We start from the raw sequence: 20381 nt of genomic DNA on the forward strand, positions 1-20381 counted from the left end.
ATTTCCCCATCATTTTGTCCGGGAGAAGTGTTAGGCATTCAGACTAAGGCCGCCATGGAGCCTTGCGCACTGATGATTGGAATAAATGACATGGTTGCGCCGGGTTTGGCGCTACACCGCCGCCTGATTATGGCTGGCGAGGCGCGCGGAGGCGGCCGGAATGAGGTCTTTGTCGTGCGCGTGCCGCTCGCGATAGGCGGAGGGGTTAAGCCCTGTCCAGCCAACAAAGGCATGGGTGAAATCGGGCGGCTCGCAAAAGCCGACATATTCGGCAACCACCGTGATCGGAAGGTCGGTCGCGATCAGGTACGCGATCGCAAGATCGCAGCGCATGCGCGCCTTGATGCGGGTGAAGGACTCATTATCGCGCGCGAGGTTGCGCCGCAAGGTCCGGGCACCCACTGAAAGCATGGCGGCGACCGTGGCGATATTTGGCGACCAGACGCCGCGCTGCTGCAAGCGCATGATGACCTGCTCGGTTTGTCGCGCCCAGCTTGCGCCTTGCCCCGGAATGCTGAACCAGTCGGGATTGTCGAGGACATAGTCGACATGCTCGGCCTCGCTCTTGCGGATGATAGGACTCAATAAATATTTTCGGTCAAAGGTGAGAGAATAGGCGGACGCATCAAAGTGCCTCTCGCAATCGAAAATTCCATAGCGGCGGCGGGCATCAGGCTCAACTGGCTCCGGCTCCTCGAAACTGGCGCGCCGAAGCGCGATCCGCCGGCCGATAAGCCAGCTATAATAGCGGTAAATGAGGGTCAGTCGGTGCCAATGGAACAATGCCCGGTCGACCTCCGGAATTACTCGGTAATTGACAGTAAGCGTGAACTCCCGTCGCTTTGCGTCATCCACATATTCATAGCTGATGTCATTGCGGATCACCTCGCGAAACTGCGTCGATGAGCGCAGCGCCTCGCCGAGCGTCGCGCACTGGAAGCGGACACGTCCCTGCTCGCGATCCAATCCAAGTTTGCCGGGCTGCTCCATAAACCCCATGAAGATGTCGTTCATTTCGCCCTGGATCGTGTAGGTCAGATGCTGGAAATCCCTGCCGTCAAGTCGAAGATCGGGATCGATGAGGATTGCGGGCGCAATCCCCGCCTTCCTCAATAGGGCTTCAGGGTCATAGCCGCGAAGCTCGGCGCCCTTGAGGAAGGCGCGAACAAAATCGCTGCCCAATGTCAGCGGCAGGCTTTTCGTTATGCGCTCTCCTTGAACGGCCTTACCCTCCACGCGCCTCATTTCCCTAACAGCCGGTCATCAGAATGATGTGAGTCACAGCTATACGGCCAGAATTTCCAAAGCCGCGGGCGCATTGCCCCGCTGCTTCATCCTATCATACCTGCCCCCAAATTGCGCTGGGAACCAGACCGTCACGAAGGTGCCCAGCGTTCGTCCAACTGGAAATTGTCGAAGAATCCTTCCTTCCGCAATGGGAAGATCGACCGTCTCGCTTGGAACTGATGACCAATTGAACACCAAGGCGACGAGCGGACGCAGCAACCACACCTCTCACGTCTGAATCGCGTGTCCTCTATGAATTGGGCAAGCGGGATCGGGTACCAACCAGCCGTGTACTACCGTGTGGGTGCCGTCTTGTGTGGACATCCTATAATCGCGGCGGCAAAGTGACTCGCCAGTGTGACGCGAACTAGGCCGCCCTTCAGGCCACCTGTTGATTTCCGCTGAGAAGTGACCCGGGATTATCATCGAGAACTGACCCGGGTTGCTGGGGGCTATGTTCTCCCGGTTTCGGTTTTGGTCAAGTGTTGTTCGGTCTCCTTTTTCTGTTTGCCGCTGGCGGCGGATGCCTTGAAGCGGAAGCCGTCGTTTCCGGTTTCGAGGATGTGGCAATGATGGGTCAGTCGGTCTAGCAACGCCGACGTGGGTCTGGCGCATGGTCCTGAGCAGTTCGAGCATGGTTGGCAGACCCGTGTAGGGCGGCCATCATGATCCTATTTGCTGGCAAGTTCCAGCGTGGGCGGAGAGAGTACCGCGTACTCACAGAACTAGTTTGGCCAACGCCTCCTCGGCATCATTGAGCACCAAATGGCCATAGTGTTTCTCGATCATGGCCACGCTTGTATCCGACATCTGTGCGACCGTGAGTATTGGGAGACCTCCTCGGACAAGGTCAGTAATGACACTGTGGCGCATGGTGTATGCCGTTGCTTGATCGGGAAGGCCGGCAGATTTCACCGCCATCTTGATCGGCCCTTTCCACGTATCCTTAACCCAAGGGACTCCATCACCTCGGGTGAAAATCCAAGCAGACGGCAACTTGCTCTTCGATTGCTCACTCAAGAAATCCGCAATGCTATGGGGGACCAAGATCTGTCGAGGCACACCGTTCTTGTCGGAACCAATCGTCAGAGTTCTAGTCCGCCTGTCAAAGTTGCTGACCTTCAATGCGGCTAGCGCGCCTGGACGCAAAGGAAGAAAGCACAGAGCGCGAACGAACGGCTCTATGTCCGCTTCAAGTTCTGCAAGCAGCTTCCTGCGTTCATTTCGATCAAGGTAGAGGTCCCGTCTCCGACCAGCACCCTTGATCGGCTTCAACGCCTCTTGCCAAGCAGCATCAGATTTCGGTGTTCCAGGCGGGAGTATGCGCCAAAGCGCTGCTCGTAACGGGACCATATCGCGATTGACGGTTGACGCAGAGCGGACTTTGACGCGCTTTTCGCCTTTCTTGCTTCGGCTGATCAGCGCTGGAGTACGCTCAAGGCGTTTTCGCCATTCTACCAGGTGTCGCCTGCGCAATTTCGAAAGCTTGATCTTCGCCAAAGGGTCGTCGAACACATGGCGCCGGAAAACACCTTCTGCGATTGATCCCGGTTTCTCGTCCAGATACGCACGACATGCATCTGCAACGGTTTCGAGCATTACGGCCTGAATGCCGCCCGCTTCGACCAGCTCCGCAAAAGCTTCCGCTTCCTTTCTGGCAGCCGCAAACACTTCGTTGCCAATCTTACCCTTGAAGTGGCCAAGGTTCTTTCGGCGGTACCTTTGCGTGTCCTCGTCATAGGCTCGCGCAAACCATGCCCCAGCGCTGCCAAGCTTGGATGGACGATAGCCAAGATACCAACCAGCCTGGAGCCGCTGCCAATAGGGCTCCTTATCGTCTCTCGGTTTCAATCTTTCGCGGAAACCAATCCTGCTAAGGTCCACCAGTGCCATAATCGCCTTGCCTGAGATCGCAAAAAGTATGAAAAAAATATGAAAAACCTATGCGAACTGCCAAGAATGGCTATAGACGAAAAAGACTTATTTTCAAGTGCTTAATGAGTCCGTATCTGTCCGTACGCGTGCATAGCATCGTCGTTCACACGGGTGGGGTCGCAAGTTCAATCCTTGCCGCGCCCACCAGCTCCCTCACCGTCATCTTCACGAATTCTCCTGGCGTGGCACCTCGCGCCTACCTAGGCCCCTTCGTTCACCGTCACCGGCTCCATCCGCGGAACAATCAGATGGATGCAGAGGAAGGCAATCAAATAGGCCATCCCGGCGTAGATGACGATCGGCACATATGAACCGGTCAGCTCGAGCGTCCATCCGGTTGCCTGCGCGATCAATATCCCGCCGATCGAGCCAGCAAGCCCGCCCATCCCCGCAATCGTGGCCACTGCATTGCGAGGATAAAGATCCGCAATCATTGTAAAGATATTCGAACTGAAGGCCTGATGCGCCGCCGTTCCGAGACCGATGAGCAGAACTGCAACCAACGAACTCGGCACACTTGCCACTGTCACCAGCGGTACGGCCAGGCAAGCGGCCGCAAACAAGGTCGTCTTGCGCGCGCGATTGACGCTCCACCCCCGGGCGATGAGCGACGAGGAGAGCCAGCCGCCGGCAATCGAACCGATATCGGCAAGCAGATAGACACCGATCAGAGCCGGGCCGATCGTCGCCAGGATCCCGCTATCGCCTTTCGGGAACAGCTCCATGCCCTGCGTCTTGGCGAGAAAATCGGGAAGCCAGAACAGGAACAGGTACCAGACCGGGTCGGTAAAGAACTTGCCGCAGATGAAATACCAGGCCTGACGCTGGCGGAGTGCATCGCGCCATTTGAGCGGCTCTTGAGCCATCTGCTCACCGTCCTGCTCGATCCAGTCCCGTTCTTCGCCGGTCAGTCCGGCATGGTCGGCTGGCTGACGGAAGAACCGCAGCCAAATCACGAGAAGCACCAGCCCGAGCAGTCCGGTTACAAGAAAGGCGGCTTGCCAGCCATAGATTCCGGCGATGGTAATCCCGATAATCGGTGTAAGCACCACGCCCACATTGGCACCGGCGTTCAGGAACCCCATGGCCAGCGCGCGTTCGCGGCGCGGAAACCACTCGGCGATCGACTTGACGGCGCCGGGATAACCAGCGCTTTCCGCAACGCCCAGAGCCATGCGAACCAGCACAAACTGGAAGACGGTCCGCGCCACAGAATGGAGCGCCGCAGCAAGGCTCCACAGCGCGATGGCAATCGCCATGCCCTTGCGCGTGCCGACAGCATCGAGCCAGCGCCCGACAAGCAGCAGACCAACGCCGTAGCTCAACTGAAATGCTGTTACGATGTTGCCGTAGTCGACTTCGCTCCAGCCCATTTCGCTTTCGATCACAGGCTTGAGCACACCGATGACCTGGCGATCGATGTAGTTGATCGTGATGACGAAGAACAACAGGGCGCAAATGCCCCAACGATACCGGCCCATGGGCTTGGCCAATGATTGGGCTGTCATGCGCCCCTCCCTACACGCCACGCAGCGACACGGTTCTTGTCGGGAGAATGAAGCGAAACCCAGACGCAATTTCTTGGTAGCGCTATCAATCGCTCATGCCACATTTCCGATATCCCTCCCCAAATTCCGGCACTGCAGATTCTGTCTGCCTTCACCAGTCTGCTTGAGGCTAGGGCGCGAAGGCACACAAGGCAAGCATTGTTCCCTGTAAGGGGCGGAAAAGTGAACCCATAGGGGTGCCGACCACTCACAATCTCGCGATGCACGATTGACTCGGAGGCCACCATTCCATAGCAGGATGATAGCGCTCACAATAGAGCGTGAAACGCATGCCTTGAATATTTGGCGGCGTTTCCACACGGAGGGAGGATATCTGATGGGCCGTATCGGCTTTCGATTTTCGATTCTGGCTGCGGCATCCTTAACCGGATGCACCCCTGCGGCGGTCGAATCCGCCCCCGTTCCGGTCACTCAGACCAGCGTGCCACAGAGCAACGCCGGCATCGCGAACCCCGCGATATGGCCCGCTTATGAATATCCCGTTCCGCTCGACGCCAAAGATGAAGCACGGATCGCGGACCTGCTTTCGCGCATGACGATCGAGGAAAAGATCGGCCAGCTTGTCCAGGCAGACCTGTGCTGCGTGACGCCAGACGATCTGAAGAAATACCACATCGGCTCGATCCTGGTCGGCGGCAACAGCGGGCCGAACGGCAATGATCTGTCACCGGCAGCAGACTGGCTTGCCGCCGCCGACGCATTCTACCTTGCCTCGGTCGACACCTCCGATGGCGGGGTCGGCATCCCGGTGATCTGGGGCACCGATGCGGTGCACGGCCATTCGAACATCATCGGTGCCACGATCTTCCCGCACAATATCGGGCTCGGCGCGACGCGCGACCCGGCATTGATCGAACAGATCGGCGCAGCGACGGCCAGGGAGATCCGTGTCACCGGCCAGGAATGGACCTTCGCACCGACGGTCGCCGTGCCGCAGGATTTCCGCTGGGGCCGCGCCTACGAAGGCTATTCATCTGACCCCGATCTCGTCGCGTCTTATGTTGGAGCGATGATCCGCGGCCTGCAGGGAGGCCCCGACAATCAGAACCTTCTGGCCCAGGACAAGGTGATCGCTTCAACCAAGCACTTCCTTGCCGACGGCGGCACGCACAACGGCGTGGATCAGGGCGATGCCCAGATATCCGAGGAAGAACTTCGCGACATCCACGGCAAGCCTTATGAGGCCGCAATCGAGGCAGGCGTCGCAACCGTGATGGCGAGCTTCTCGAGCTGGCAGGGCCGCAAGATGACAGGCAACAAGAGCCTGTTGACTGGCGTATTGAAGGATCGCTGGGACTTCGGCGGCTTTGTTGTGTCAGACTGGAACGCCCATGGCCAGGTAGAAGGCTGCACCAACGAAAGCTGCCCGCAAGCGCTGGTGGCCGGGGTCGACATGTATATGGCACCCGATACCTGGAAACCAATCTACAAGGACCTGCTTCGGCGCGCAAAGAAGGGTGCGATCCCAATGGAGCGGATCGACGACGCCGTAACGCGCATCTTGCGGGTCAAGGGAAGGCTCGGCCTGTTCGAAGCGGGCAAGCCCTCCGATCGGCCCTATTCGGGGCGCTACGAGCTGCTTGGTTCACCAGAGCATCGCGCGATTGCACGAGAGGCAGTGCGGGAATCGCTCGTCATGCTCAAGAACCAGGGCGTATTGCCCATCGCGCCGGGCGGCCGCCTGCTGGTCGCCGGCGACGGAGCGGACGATATCGCTCGCCAGTCCGGCGGTTGGACGATCACCTGGCAGGGCACGGGAATCGACAACAGCCAGTTCCCAGGGGCCACTTCGATCTGGAGCGGACTGAAACAGGCTGTCGAGGCAGGCGGCGGTAGCGCAGAACTTTCGCCCGACGGCAGCTTCAAAGAAAGGCCTGACGCTGCCGTTGTGGTGTTTGGCGAGACTCCCTACGCCGAGTTCCAGGGTGACCGCGCAGTGCTGGCGCTCGATTCCGAACTGACAGCCCCCTACGAAACCATGCGCAAACTGAAGGCGGAGGGAATACCCGTCGTCGCGGTGATGATCACCGGGCGGCCGCTCTATATAAATCCGGCTCTCAATGCGTCCGATGCTTTCGTGGTGGCCTGGCTGCCCGGAAGCGAAGGTGCGGGTATAGCCGATCTGCTGATAGGCGATGCGCAGGGTAAACCGCGTTATGACTTCAAGGGCAAGCTGCCGACCGACTGGCCACTTACGCTACAACTGAGCGAAGGAACGCTTTTCCAGTTCGGATACGGCCTCGACTACCATTCGCCGGCAAAGGCATGGGCCGCCCTGCCCGAGCTCGACGCAAGCTCACTCGCGGGCGACAGTCGCCTCTGGTTCAGCGCCGGTGTGCCCGCATCGCGCTGGTCGCTGCTGGTCGAAGGAGAGGGTACCGGCGAACAGACCCGCATCACCACTGCTCCTGCAGAAGCACTAGGTGGTCGTGTGCGAGTGACCGCAGAGAACTTCAAGGTTCAGGAAGGCGCACGGCGGTTTTCGATCAAGGGTGGAACAGCCAGCGTTCAGCTCCGCAATTTCGAAGCGGTCGATATCGATCGGGAAACCAACGCCGACATACTTCTGCTGGTGACCTTGAAAGTCTGGGACGCACCGGAAAGGGCGCGTCTGGGCGCGATTGGCCCCGAAAGCCGCGGATTTACCGATTTCGACTTGCCGGTAAGTTCAGATTACATCCGTTATGGCATTCCGCTGAAATGCCTGCGGTCGAAGGGAGCTGACGTCACCAATCTAACTCAGCCATTCGTATTGGAAACACAGGGATCGGCTGACTTTGCCATTGGCGAAGTACGGCTCGGAACGGACGCGGACCAGATTGTACCGTGCAGTTGAAGCCAAGCACCCGATCGCAAAAGGAAAGAGACATGAAACGCAAGCTCGCAACCGCGTTCCTGGCAGCCGCGCTCACATTCCAGTCACCGGTCGCATATGCGCAGCAAGATTCGGCTCACCCCGCGAAGTCGTTGCCGATCGGCACCTGCATCAATCTCGGCAACACGCTCGAACCGGAAACCGAAGGCGCCTGGGGCGGTGCAGCTGCCGAGCAGGCCGATTTCGAGCGGATCGCGGCAGCCGGCTTCAAGACCGTTCGCATTCCCGTGCGCTGGAGCAACAAGACGAGCGATCAACCGCCCTACACGGTTGATCCGGCCTGGATGGACCGCATCCAGCAAATTGTCGACTGGGCGCTGGCCGCCAAACTCAACGTGATCCTGAACAGCCATCATTTCGATGGGATCCACGATGATCCGCTCGGCATCTCCGATCGGCACGGCGCCGTGTGGAGCCAGATCGCCCAGCGATTTGCCGATTATCCCGAGGATCACCTTTGGTTTGAACTGGAGAACGAACCCCACGAAAATTTCGACCATTCCAATCTTCTTGAAACGCTCGCCCCGGCGCTGAAAGCGGTGCGGGCGGTCAATCCTACCCGTGCAGTGATCATCGGCGGCGAGGATTGGAGCGGACTGGAATCACTCGCAACACTTCCGCTGCCCGAGGATCCGAATGTCTATCCGACGTTCCACTATTATGATCCGTTTGCCTATACGCACCAGGGAGCAAGCTGGGTCGCACCCGACATTCCCCCTCCTGGCCGGAACTTCCCGACAGACGAAGACAAGGCGCAACTTGCCAAGGATGTCGCAAAGATCGAAGCCTATATCGAACGGACCGGCAAAGTGCCGTTCATGGGCGAAGTAGGTGCTTACGACAAACATATCTCGACGAAGGATCGTGCCCAATACCATCGCGTCGTGCGCGAGGCATTCGAGCCGACAGGTATCGGCATATGCGTCTGGGCCTATGCAAACACATTCCCCTTCTACGACCGCAAGGCCGGAGCGTGGAAGCCGGGAATGCTCAAGGCACTGGGCCTAGAGGAGTAATCTGCGGCGAGGCCGCCCACCGGGTGAGCTATTCGGGTGAATAGACGTAGGGACCCACAACCAGGCCCGTGAACAGGCCCGCATGTATGGTTGAGAGCGGCTCTACATCGATATCTTTGCCCAATTGCTGCCAGCCAGTGGTGCCAGCGGCGCGCCAGGCTAGCCTGGCCGTGCCACCTCGCAAGCTAAGTTTGAGATCGATAGGGCCTTTCCGGTCCAGATCTTGCTGCGCCACGATCTCGCCCCGTTCCGTCTGATCCGGACTTGCCCTCAGCCGGGCGACCAGCTTCCCCTTCTCCTTGCCAAACGCAAGAAAATGCGTCTCGTCCATGAAGGCGAGCAGGCCTGCGAAATCGCCTTCGCTACTCGGGACGAAAGTGAGCCTGGTCGTGAAATCCGCTTCGTGATGCCGCAAGCGCCGCCCGACGAATGCAGGGTGCCCAAGCGATCCCGCCGAATCCGAACTGGCCGCGAGTTGCAGGCGACCATCCCCCAGGGCCCATTGCTGTACCGGACCTGGAGTACGCAGCCGTAGCCACTGAGCGCCCAGCCCCGTTTCGGCAAAATCGTCACGCCATGCGAGCCAATCGTCTCCCTTGGATTGGGGCAATCCAGGTCGCTTCCCTGCCAAGGGAACAGGCTCGCCATGATCGAGAAAGCGCGGCCAACCGTCGTGCCAGCTAACGGGAAGCAGGAAGCTTTCCCGCCCAAGCAATGTCGATTGCCCCGCAAAAGGGCGCGTCGCAAGGAACACGCCCCACCAGCTACCGTCGTCCAGCCTCACCAGATCGGCATGCCCCGTCGCCTCGACACGGTCGGGACGGTCTGACGGCAGATCGCGTTGCGTCAGGATCGGATTGTAGGGACCGGGTTCGTATGGCCCTTCGACCGAACGGGAACGATAGATGGTTTCGGAATGCTGCTCGGCGGTCCCGCCCTCTGCCGCCATCAGATAATACCAGTCGCCAACACGGTAGATATGCGGCCCTTCCGCCCAGACTGGCTTTGTCGAGAGATCTACTCCGCCATTCACCAGCAGGATCGCTTCGCCGATCACGGCCATCGCTTCCGGATCGAAGCGCTTCATCCACAAGGCGCGGTGCCCGTCATAAAGCGGCTCACCAGGAGGCGCGTCATTATAGACGATCCATGCCTTCCCATCCTCGCCGAAGTACAGCGATGGATCGATTCCGCCAAAATCGAGCCAAATCGGATCGCTCCAGGGGCCAGCCGGATCCTCGGCCGTGATGACGAAATTTCCGCGGCACTCGATGCAGGTGTTTACGATCCAAAACCGGCCATCGTGATGGAATATGGATGGCGCGAACAACCCGCGATTGGTGCCAAGCCCGGTCAGTTCGATCTGGCCCGGCCTGTCAATTGCATTGCCGATCTGCCGCCAATGAACCAGGTCGCGACTGTGATAGATCGGCAATCCGGGAAACCAGGAGAATGTCGAGTTTACAAGGTAGAAATCCTCGCCCACCTTCACGATGGAAGGGTCTGGCTGAAAGCCCGGCAATATGGGGTTGGCATATTCTCCGTCTTTGAGCGGAGCGACTCGATCCTGCGCACGATACTCGAGAAAATCGAACTCTGCAGACGGCCCTGCCTGGGCCTTGAGCGGCGCAAGCGCCGCGATCGCGAGAAGTGATGCTGTTACCAAACGCATAGAATCTCCCAAACCATGCTCCGACGGGCTTGCCCCGCAAGAATTCCGCCCCTATGGTAGCGCTATCAGTGGAGAGGGCAAGAAGGCGAATGTCCGTCGAAATCGAAAAATATCTTCCGGGCGACTACAAGGCCGGCCGGTTCATAGGGCGCGCGCAGGCTCCTGACGGGCCACATGTGCTGACAATTGAGAATGGAACCCTGTTCGATCTGACCGATCGTGCGGCCAGCGTCGCTGGTGCGATCGACAGGCGGGTATTTGACGGTGGCCGCGCCATCGGCCCGGTTGCAGACGGCCTTCCGACTGGCTGGACGCTCCTTTCCCCGATCGATCTTCAGTGCGTGAAAGCATGTGGCGTGACCTTCGCACTTTCCGCAATCGAACGGGTGATCGAGGAACGCGCCAGAGGCGACGCATCGCTTGCGAGCGAAATTCGCGCTTCTCTCGAAAAACGGGTCGGTTCGGGAATTCGTTCCGTCGTGCCCGGAAGTGACGAGGCAGCCCAACTCAAAGCCGCGCTCATCGAAGACGGGATGTGGTCGCAATATCTTGAAGTGGCGATCGGGCCCGACGCGGAGGTCTTTTCCAAGTCCCCTGTTCTTTCCACCGTCGGAGCAGGTGCGCCGATCGGTGTGCGGTCGGATTCCTCGTGGAACAATCCTGAGCCTGAAATTGTGCTGATCGTCGATCCGCGTGGCGAGGTAGTGGGCGCCACGCTGGGCAATGACGTAAACCTGCGCGACTTCGAAGGCCGTTCGGCGCTCTTGCTGTCGAAGGCGAAGGACAACACGGCTTCCTGTTCCATCGGGCCTTTCATCCGGCTTCTCGACGATGGATTTACCGTCGACGATGTCAGGCAGGCCAATGTCGACCTGCTGATCAAAGGGGAAGACGGTTACCGGCTCGAAGGGACGAATGTGATGGCGGAAATCAGCCGCGACCCACTCGACCTTGTGCGCCAGACACTGTCCGAGCATCACTATCCCGATGGATTTGTGCTGTTCTGCGGCACGCTCTTCGCGCCTACCCAGGATCGTGACGAACCCGGTGCCGGGTTCACTCACAAGCCCGGCGATGTCGTTACCATCAGCTCGCAGCGGCTCGGAAGCCTCGTCAACACTGTCACCACGTCACGAGACGCGCCAGCCTGGACGATGGGCTTCGGCGAGTTCGCGCGCAATCTGGCCGCACGCGGCCTAATCGAACGGATCTGACCCGCCATGAAAACAATCTTTCAAGCCGCACCTACCGTTCTGCAAGGGAGCTCAGGACGATGAATACCACCCAGGGCGAAGGAGCGGGAAGCCAGGCCGTCTATCCCAGCCTGAACGGCAAGCGGATCATTATCAGCGGTGGCGGATCCGGCATCGGCAAGGGCATCGTGCAGGCATTTGCACAGCAGGGCGCCGCGGTCGCTTTCCTCGACGTGCAGGAAGAAGCGGGCCGTGAAGTTGCCGAACAGCTGAGTGACTGCGCCGTCGCTCCCTTGTTTGTTCATTGCGACATCACCGATACCGATCGCTATTGCGCGGCAATTGGCGATGTGATCGGGCAGCTTGGCGGCTGCGATGTCCTGATAAACAATGCAGCCAATGATGACCGGCACCAGGTCGGTGAAGTTACTCCCGCATCCTGGGACGCGGGCATGGCCGTCAATCTGAAGCATCAGTTCTTCGCCGCGCAAGCGGTCATACCGAGCATGCGTAGCGCTGGCGGCGGAAGCATCATCAATCTTGGATCGATCAGCTGGCATCTCGGACTGGAGGACCTCACGATCTATCAGACGGCGAAGGCCGCAATTGAAGGGCTCACCCGTTCGCTCGCGCGCGAACTCGGCCGCGACAATATTCGCGTCAACGCGATCATTCCCGGCAACGTTCAGACCCCTCGCCAGATGAAGTGGTATACACCTGAAGGCGAGGCCGAGATCGTCGCGGCGCAGTGTCTCGACGGACGCATCCAGCCGGTCGACATCGCAGCAATGGCACTATTCCTTGCGTCGGACGATGCCCGTTTTTGCACGGCGCACAATTATTGGGTGGATGCGGGATGGAGATGATGGCCAAAGTCGAAACTGTCCTGCCCCTACACGCCAAGCTGGGCGAAGGGGTGCTTTGGGATGCGAGCCGCCAGGTTGTCTGGTTCGTCGATATCAAGCGCCATCAGCTGTGGCATCTCGATCCGGCCAGCGGGAGCAATTCCTGTAGCGAGGCTCCCGGCCAAATCGGCTGGGCCCTGCCTGCTGAAGGCGGGCTTCTGCTGTGTGGATTGAAGGACGGACTCTACACGTTCGACCCGGAAACGCAGGCCTTCGAAAAACTGTCCAGCGTTCCCGGCGAGCCTGCGCACAATCGCCTGAATGATGCCTGCACTGATCCCTGGGGGCGTGTCTGGTTTGGCAGCATGGATGATAACGAGCAGCAGCCCAGTGGCAGTTTCTATGTCTTCGATCGCGGAAACATCAGGCAGGCCGGGCCAACAGGCATCACAATTACCAACGGCCCGGCAGTGAATGCCGAGGGCAGCAGGATCTATTTCACCGATACCAGCAAGCAGATAATCATGGCCGCCGATCTCAGCGCGGATGGCGTGGGTGAAGCCACCTTATTCGCCGACACGGGCGCGCTGTTCCCTGACGCTTATCCTGACGGTCCCGTCGTCGATGCCGAAGGCTGCGTCTGGACCGGGCTCTATCTTGGCAGTCATGTCGCGCGTTTTTCGCCCGCTGGCGAACTGCTTTCGACCGTGGCGATCCCGGCACGTGATGTGACCAAAATGGCATTCGGCGGACCGGATCTCGACACGGTCTATGTCACGAGTGCCACCAAAAACATGGAGCCTCAGGACATGCAGCAATATCCCGCCGCAGGCGGACTGTTCGCATTCCAGAGTCCGGTGAAAGGCTTTGCCCAGCCCCAAGCAAAACTGTCATGAGGTTCTGTAAGGCCATCCAATTCGCGGTTGGGGCAATCGCCACCGCTCTCGCGACACCCAGTGTCGCCGCACCGACGCTGGGTGCAGCCTATGGCGACCATATGGTCCTCCAACGGGGCCTTCCGATCGAGATTTCGGGTACTGCAAATCCGGGCTCGACAGTCACGGGCGTTCTCGCTTCGGAGAAAGCAACGGCCAAAGCCGACGCCAGCGGGAATTACCTCCTCCGCTTCGCCGCACGTGAAGCTTCGGAAGAACCGGTCAGCCTCACTGTCTCCGATCCTGATGGCAGCGTGACTGCAAGTGATATCCTGATCGGCGATGTCTGGCTGTGTTCCGGCCAGTCGAATATGGAACTTCAGGTCACCCGCGCACTCAACACGTGGAACGAGCTGCGACTGGCAAAGGATGACGGCATCCGGCTGGTCATGGTGCCCAAGGATACTGCGGCACTGCCTCGCAAGCAGTTTGCCTCGCCTGTAAGCTGGGCGCCGGCCAACCGCGAAACCGTGAGCGAGTTTTCCGCCGCCTGCTTCTATATGGGCAAGCAGCTGCGCGCCGAGCAAGAAGGCGTGCCGGTCGGCCTGATTCACTCCAACTGGGGTGGCAGCGCGGCCCGCGCATGGCTCACGCCGGAAAGCGTGCGGGAGCTCTACGGGCAGGAAGCTCTCGACCAGCTTCAAATGTATGAAGCCGATCCGCTCGCTGCAGCGCAGGCATTCGTGCCTCGGTGGTATGACTGGTGGCGTGCCAATGACAACGGCCGCGAACCCTGGACTGATCCTTCCATGCTCGACTGGAAGCCTGTCCCGAGCATAAGCTTCTGGAACAACTGGACCGGAACGGGTCTGGACAAGAACCCCAACGCCAATGTCTGGCTGAAGCAGGCTTTCGAATTGACTGCGGAGCAGGCCAAGGCGGGGGGAACGCTGTCTGTTGGTGCGCTCGACGATCTCGACCTTACCTGGGTCAACGGGCATCCGGTCGGCTACACCTTCGGCTGGGGCGTCGAACGTCACTACAAGGTGCCGGCGAAATATCTCAAGCCGGGCCGCAACGAAGTGCTGATCGCGGTCAACAACATGTGGGACACTGGCGGCTTCTTCCAGGGTGCGGACCGCCTGTTTTTCGATTCAGCCAATGGCACGGTGCCGCTCGGTTCTGACTGGGAATTTTCGATCGGGACGGTCACGGGCGTCCCGCCTCGCGCGCCCTGGGATGCAAACGCCGGCATCGGCGTCATGCACAATTACATGATTGCTCCGATCGGTCCGATGAGGCTGGCGGGAGTCGCCTGGTATCAGGGCGAAGCCGACGTCGGACAGCCGCATTACGACGTGAAGCTGCGCGAACTCTTTGCTGGCTGGCGGCGCCAGTTCGGTGAGCAGGCGCGCATGCTGGTGGTGCAACTCGCCGATTACGGAGCGCGAACCTCAAAGCCGGTGGAATCGGGCTGGGCCCAGCTCCGCGAAGAACAGCTCATGGGTGTCCAGGCGGATCGGAACGCCGCGCTGGTCACCGCGATCGACATCGGCGAACCCACCGATATCCACCCTGCCAACAAGAACCTGTTGGGCAAGCGCCTCGCCTGGGCGGCGGAAGGCAAGCCGATGCCCATGCCGCAATCGGCGAAGCTGGCGGATGGCAAGCTCACTGTTTCTTTCAAAGGCGTCGAAGGCGGCCTCACCGCTCTTGGCGGCCCGGTTGCGATCGGCTTCGAACTTTGCGGTGAGGCTGCCGGGAGTTGCCGATACGCCCTGCCCACCATTCATGGTGATACCCTGACCTTCTCGCTTGCCGACGGGGAGACCCCCACCCGCGTGCGATACGCATGGTCCGATGCGCCGATCGTCAATCTTTATGATGCCCGTGGATTGCCAGTACCGGGCTTCGAACTGGAGGTGACTCAATGATGTGGAAACGCAGATCTGTTCTGGGCGCCGGGCTTGCCGGAGGCGCAGCGCTCGTTCTCCCCGGCTGTGTCGCTTCGAAAGCAGACAAGTCCGGTTTCATTACCAGGCAGGGATCGAAGCTCCTCCGCGGGGACGAACCTTACCGCATCACCGGCGCGAACATGTGGTACGCCGCGTGGCTGGGCGCCGATACGGAATATGGCGACCGCGCCCGGCTGATGCGCGAACTCGACCGCTTGAAAGCGACCGGGATCAACAATCTGCGGATCATGGCCTCTGCCGAGGAAGGCCCGCTCATGAACTCGATCAAGCCGGGCTTCACACATGCGGATGGCACAGCCAACAAGGCCCTGTTCGAAGGGCTCGATTTCGCCATGGCCGAAATTGCCAAGCGCGACATGACGGCGGTGCTTGCCCTGTCCAACTTCTGGGAATGGTCCGGCGGCCTGCAGACGTTGCTGTGGCGCATTACGGGCGAATATGTGGACAATGGCGACCCCGACCACCCCTGGCCGGAATATGGCGACGCCACCGCGCAATTCTATACCAATGAAGCTGCGCGTGCGCTCTACAATGAGCATCTCGATGCCATGGTCGGCCGCACCAATTCGGTGACGGGCAAGAGCTATGCGGATGATCCTGCAGTGATGAGCTGGCAGCTCGCCAACGAACCGCGACCAGGTGGCAGCGATGCCATGATCGAGAAGACGAAGGATGCATATTACGACTGGATCGATGCCAGTTTCGCCCGCATCCGTGCACTCGATCCGAACCATCTCGTGTCGCTGGGGCAGGAAGGAACAACCTCGGCCAATGGTAATGAAGAGATCGTGCTGCGCGCCCATGCCAATGCCGATTATCTCACCGCGCATATCTGGCCGTTGAACTGGGGATGGGTGAAAGGCGACGACCTTGCCGGGACCTGGGCAACCGGCGAAAAGAACACGCGCGATTACATTGCCGTGCACCAGCGCCTTGCCACTCAGGCTGACAAGCCGCTGATCATCGAGGAATTCGGCTTCCCGCGCGACGGCGAAAAATACTCGCCCGATGTGCCCACTACATTCCGCCAGCGCTTCTATGGCGAGATCTACAGCGCAGTCGAAAAGAGCTGGACCGATGGCGGTCCGCTGATCGGCAGCAATTTCTGGGCCTGGAACGGCGAGGCGCGCGCCAAGCACGAAGACTTCCGCTTCGTCAATGGTGACGGTGCCTATATGGGCGATCCGCCGCATGAGCCGCAGGGCTGGTACGGCAATTTCGATACCGACGCGGACATGCTGGCCCTGGTCAAGGCGAATGCGGATCTTGCGCAATCGCTTGCCAGCAAGGCTGAGGGATAACTTTGGTCACGCTTGCAGCGGGCGATTGGCAGGCCGTACTCAAACCGGACGTCGGCGGCGCACTTGCTGCGCTCCGGCGAAAGGGCGTGGCTGTACTGCGCGAAACGCCATCTGGCGCGGTGCATCCGCTTGAGACGGCGTGCTTCCCGCTGGTGCCCTATGCCAACCGCATAGCGAAGGGTCGCTTTGCCTTTGGCACTCGCGATATCGCCATTGCGCCCAATTTCGCGCCGCAACCCCATCCGCTGCACGGCACAGGCTGGTTGCGGGAATGGCGATTGGTGCGCAGCGATGGCGCATCCGCTCTGCTGGAAGACGACTATAAGGGCGATGGGGATTGGCCCTGGGCCTATCGTGCGCACCAACATGTGGCGCTGGACGAGACCGGCTGCACGGTGCGCTTGATGGTCGAGAACCGTGCCGACCAGCCGGCCCCCATGGGCCTGGGTCTCCACCCCTATTTCAGGCGCCGCGAAGACAGCACTCTGCAGTTTGAGGCCACCGCGATGCTGGGCATCGACGACGAGTTCCTGCCCGATGACACCCGACACCCTGCCGACCTTCTCGCTCCATGGAGCAAGGGAACCAAACCACCCGAGGTTCTGGTCGATCATTGCTTCACGGGATGGAGCGGCAGCGCGACGATCACCGATGGCCTCGGTACGATAAGCCTGCGCGGCTTCGGCGCGCCGCATTGCCACGTTTTCGCGCCACCAGATGGCGAGGAGCTATGCGTCGAGCCTGTCAGCCACACGCCCGATGCGCTCAACCGCGATCCGGGTGCAATGACGATGCTGCCGCCCGGCGGCGTGGCAGGTATCGCGATGCGGATCGAAGCGAGCGACCCGACCTGATCGACTGTTCAAGCCGGGCTGTATCGACCTTCAAGTAGGGTCAAGACCCTAGTGATTGTGGCGCGGGAGCTTCTTCGACGTTCCGCGATATTTCAGCGCGAAATCCATAACGCCGCCATCCGCCAACTGGCCGGTCTTCTCGCGAAACAGCTCTTCCCACGGCGTATTGGACTCCGGCACCGGCGGAGGCGGCGATTCGGCCAAACGCCGCGCAATCTCGGCATCTTCGACCAGCGCGTTGCAGGTGCCCTCATTCAGGTCGATGCGGATCGTGTCGCCCGTCTGCAACCAGGCGAGCCCGCCGCCCACTGCACTCTCGGGCGAGATATTGAGGATAGACGGGCTGTCGCTGGTGCCTGACTGGCGCCCGTCACCCAGCGTCGGCAGCCATTGCTTGCCCTGCTGGATCATGGCGTCAGGCGGCTGCATGTTGACCACCTCCGCACTGCCCGGCCATCCGATGACGCCAGAGCCCCTGATAACGAGGATACAGTCGTCATCGATCTCCAGCGAAGGATCGTTGATCCTGTGGTGGTAATCGTCCGACCCATCGAACACGATTGCGCGCGCTTCGAAGACACCTTCGTGCCCCGGACGCGAGAGGAATTGTTCGCGGAAGTCGTCGCTGATGACCGAAGTCTTCATGATGCCGAAATCGAAAAGGTTCCCGCTCAGCACGAGGAAACCCGCCCGCTCCATTAAAGGCTCAGCAAAGGGGCGGATCACCTCGCGATCGGGGCTTTCGCGGCCGGCCAGGTTTTCTGCCATGCTGCGCCCGGTACAGGTCGTTACATCGCCGTGAAGCTTGCCTGCCTGGAGCAGTTCCCACATCGCCGCAGGAACGCCACCGGCGCGGTGGAACCGTTCCCCCAGATATTTGCCCGCTGGCTGCATATTGACCAGCAATGGCAGGTCATATCCGTGGTCCTGCCACACAGACAGTTCGAGCGGTACGCCAGCATGGGCCGCCATCGCCTGGATATGCGGCTGGGCATTCGATGAACCGCCAATCACGCTGACAGTTGCGATCGCATTGAGAAATGCTTCGCGCGTCAGGATGTCAGAAGGCTTGATATCTTCCAGGGCCATTTCGACGATACGCTGGCCGGTGCGATAAGCCATCTGTCCGCGCTCGCGATAGGGTGCCGGAATCGCCGCGCAGCCGGTCAGGCTGAGTCCGAGCGCTTCGGCAACGGCATTCATCGTGCTGGCAGTGCCCATGGAATTGCAGTGCCCTGCGGAAGGAGCGCTCCCCGTGGCCCGGTCGAGGAATTCTTCTTCGTCGATTTCACCTGCGGCAAGTTTGCGGCGGCTGCGCCAGATGACGGTGCCCGAGCCGACCAATTCGCCTTCGTGCCAACCGTCCAGCATGGGGCCACCGGACAGGACGATTGCAGGTATGTCGACGGTCGATGCCGCCATGACCTGGCTCGGCGTGGTCTTGTCGCATCCAGTGGTCAGGACCACGCCATCGATCGGATAACCGTTCAGGAGCTCAACCAGCCCCATATAGAGCAAGTTGCGATCGAGCGCGGCCGTGGGGCGGCGGCAGTTTTCGAAGATCGGATGGACCGGGAATTCGATGGGAATGCCGCCGGCATCGCGAATGCCGTCCCTCACCCGCTTGGCGAGATCGAGATGGATCCGGTTGCAGGGAGAGAGGTCGCTTCCCGACTGGGCAATGCCGATGATCGGCTTGCCGCTGCGCAGTTCTTCCGGAGTGACGCCATAATTCATGAACCGCTCAAGGTAGAGCGCGGTCATGTCCATGCGCTCGACATTGTCGAACCAGTCGCGGCTGCGCAGGCGAGGAGTTTTTTCTGTCATCGGTGTTCAGGGCTTGTTTGTGCGCAAACCGCGTTGAGCCAGCGAAGGTGCGGCGTCGGATTCGCGACGGATGAGTTTGTATGGCAGCGTCTTGTCTTCGGATTGGACGCGGCTACCGCTCTTTCTGCCGCGCAGCGCGCGCGCCATCGCCGACACAGCCCAAGCTGTCATTTCACGGATTGGTTGCCGGATTGTCGTCAATTCGGGCCAGATGGAGCTTGCCAGATCGGTATCGTCGAATCCGCAGATCGAGACATCGGTAGGCACATCCAGCTGGAGGCGGTGCGCAACGGCGACGGTTGCCGCCGCCATGTCGTCATTCGAGGCGAAGATGGCTGTCGGACGCGGGTCGAGAGCGAGCAAACGTTCGGATGCCTGGAGGCCCGATCGATAGGAGAAGCGGCCTTGCACGATCAGTTCGGGGGCGGGTTTCAACCCTGCATCCTCCATCGCGGCCATATAGCCGTCGAGGCGCTTGCCGCTCGAAACCTGTTCGGGATTACCGATGATAAAGCCGATCCTCTCATGGCCGAGACCGATGATGTGCTTCGTCATGTCGTAGGCCGCCTGATAGTCGTCAATCAGCACGGACGAATGGATGCCGCTCGCCACGCCTGGGCCAACGGCGATCGCAATGACATCGAGTTCCTTGATGAGGTCGAGTATGCTTTGATCGTCACACAGCGGCGGCGGCAGGATAAAACCCTGAATGCCGCCAGTCGCAAGGCTCCGGATCAGCGGCCTAATATCGTCGAGCCCTTCGCATGACTGGACCACCAGTTGGACGTCATCCTTGTTGGCTTCCACAAGCGCGCCCATCAAGAACTCGCTCAGATACGAAGCGGAAGGATTCTCGAACAGCAGGGCAATGCGCAATTGCTCGCCGCCGGCCAGGCTGCGGGCCGCGCGGTTGGGTGAATAATTCAGCTTGCGAATGGCCTCGAGAACGTTTTCCCGCGTCTGCTCGCGGACGTTCGCTTCGCCGTTGATTACGCGGCTGACGGTCATGGGCGAACAATTGGCCTCGCGCGCGACATCGGTGATCGTCGGGGCGCTACTGCCCCTCCGTGATCCTTTGCGCCGCGCGCCCATATCGTTCCCCTGAGTATTGCCCATCTTCAACGCCATAGACCACCCTGCCGGAATGTAACAAGTAC

General features: G+C 60.1%; 14 protein-coding genes and 1 pseudogene. 8 read left to right on the top strand and 7 right to left on the bottom strand.

All coding sequences use genetic code 11. From position 1 onward, the window contains the following. Positions 1-111: 111 nt before the first annotated feature. The 4 genes and pseudogenes from ACQY6C_RS09785 to ACQY6C_RS09800 all read right to left on the bottom strand — a co-directional run bounded on the left by ACQY6C_RS09785 (position 112) and on the right by ACQY6C_RS09800 (position 4730). Complete coding sequence (locus ACQY6C_RS09785; RefSeq protein WP_427968252.1) at positions 112-1245, bottom strand: AraC family transcriptional regulator ligand-binding domain-containing protein; 1134 nt, start codon at positions 1243-1245, stop codon at positions 112-114. 494 nt (positions 1246-1739) lie between these two features. Continuing rightward, a pseudogene (locus tag ACQY6C_RS09790) lies at positions 1740-1898 on the bottom strand (ATP-binding protein); the annotation flags it as partial. A gap of 106 nt (positions 1899-2004) precedes the next feature. After that, on the bottom strand, positions 2005-3180 hold the full coding sequence (locus ACQY6C_RS09795) for a tyrosine-type recombinase/integrase (protein WP_427968253.1): 1176 nt from the start codon (positions 3178-3180) through the stop codon (positions 2005-2007). 242 nt (positions 3181-3422) lie between these two features. After that, positions 3423-4730, bottom strand: coding sequence for an MFS transporter (locus ACQY6C_RS09800; protein ID WP_427968254.1), 1308 nt, complete (start codon positions 4728-4730; stop codon positions 3423-3425). Between the two features lie 376 nt (positions 4731-5106). Here ACQY6C_RS09800 and ACQY6C_RS09805 point away from each other — a divergent pair, with 376 nt between their 5' ends. After that, the gene (locus tag ACQY6C_RS09805; protein WP_427968255.1) at positions 5107-7626 is read left to right on the top strand and encodes a glycoside hydrolase family 3 N-terminal domain-containing protein; all 2520 of its coding nucleotides are present in this window, start codon (positions 5107-5109) and stop codon (positions 7624-7626) included. 32 nt (positions 7627-7658) lie between these two features. Further along, positions 7659-8681, top strand: a complete 1023-nt coding sequence (locus ACQY6C_RS09810; RefSeq protein ID WP_427968256.1) for a glycoside hydrolase family 5 protein — start codon at positions 7659-7661, stop codon at positions 8679-8681. Positions 8682-8709: 28 nt separating this feature from the next. Here the strand turns inward: ACQY6C_RS09810 and ACQY6C_RS09815 are convergent, their stop codons facing one another. Continuing rightward, positions 8710-10353 carry a glycoside hydrolase family 43 protein gene (locus tag ACQY6C_RS09815; RefSeq protein ID WP_427968257.1) on the bottom strand — a complete coding sequence of 548 codons (1644 nt, stop codon included), beginning with the start codon at positions 10351-10353 and terminating at the stop codon, positions 8710-8712. 89 nt (positions 10354-10442) lie between these two features. On the opposite strand from ACQY6C_RS09815, the gene ACQY6C_RS09820 reads away from it, so the two are divergent. The 6 genes from ACQY6C_RS09820 to ACQY6C_RS09845 are packed head-to-tail and all read left to right on the top strand — an operon-like array spanning position 10443 to position 17397. Further along, entirely contained in the window at positions 10443-11567 is a 1125-nt protein-coding gene (locus ACQY6C_RS09820; protein ID WP_427968258.1) for a fumarylacetoacetate hydrolase family protein, read from the top strand. A 59-nt stretch (positions 11568-11626) separates the two neighbouring features. Next, on the top strand, positions 11627-12412 hold the full coding sequence (locus ACQY6C_RS09825; RefSeq protein ID WP_427968259.1) for an SDR family NAD(P)-dependent oxidoreductase: 786 nt from the start codon (positions 11627-11629) through the stop codon (positions 12410-12412). Continuing rightward, positions 12409-13287, top strand: coding sequence for an SMP-30/gluconolactonase/LRE family protein (locus ACQY6C_RS09830; RefSeq protein ID WP_427968260.1), 879 nt, complete (start codon positions 12409-12411; stop codon positions 13285-13287). The genes ACQY6C_RS09825 and ACQY6C_RS09830 overlap by 4 nt, the downstream gene beginning before the upstream one ends. After that, complete coding sequence (locus tag ACQY6C_RS09835; protein ID WP_427968262.1) at positions 13284-15200, top strand: sialate O-acetylesterase; 1917 nt, start codon at positions 13284-13286, stop codon at positions 15198-15200. The genes ACQY6C_RS09830 and ACQY6C_RS09835 overlap by 4 nt, the downstream gene beginning before the upstream one ends. Continuing rightward, complete coding sequence (locus ACQY6C_RS09840; RefSeq protein WP_427968264.1) at positions 15197-16543, top strand: glycoside hydrolase 5 family protein; 1347 nt, start codon at positions 15197-15199, stop codon at positions 16541-16543. Before ACQY6C_RS09835 ends, ACQY6C_RS09840 begins: the two co-directional genes overlap by 4 nt. A gap of 2 nt (positions 16544-16545) precedes the next feature. Further along, entirely contained in the window at positions 16546-17397 is an 852-nt protein-coding gene (locus ACQY6C_RS09845) for an aldose 1-epimerase (RefSeq protein ID WP_427968266.1), read from the top strand. 48 nt (positions 17398-17445) lie between these two features. Here ACQY6C_RS09845 and ACQY6C_RS09850 read toward each other — a convergent pair whose 3' ends face one another. Further along, a complete protein-coding gene (locus tag ACQY6C_RS09850; protein ID WP_427968268.1) occupies positions 17446-19224 on the bottom strand; it encodes an IlvD/Edd family dehydratase in 1779 nt (592 codons plus the stop codon). A gap of 6 nt (positions 19225-19230) precedes the next feature. Further along, the gene (locus tag ACQY6C_RS09855; protein WP_427968270.1) at positions 19231-20340 is read right to left on the bottom strand and encodes a LacI family DNA-binding transcriptional regulator; all 1110 of its coding nucleotides are present in this window, start codon (positions 20338-20340) and stop codon (positions 19231-19233) included. Between the last annotated feature and the right edge of the window lie 41 nt (positions 20341-20381).

The sequence above is a fragment of the Altererythrobacter sp. genome (assembly GCF_050299635.1).
Classification (GTDB): Bacteria; Pseudomonadota; Alphaproteobacteria; order Sphingomonadales; family Sphingomonadaceae; genus Erythrobacter.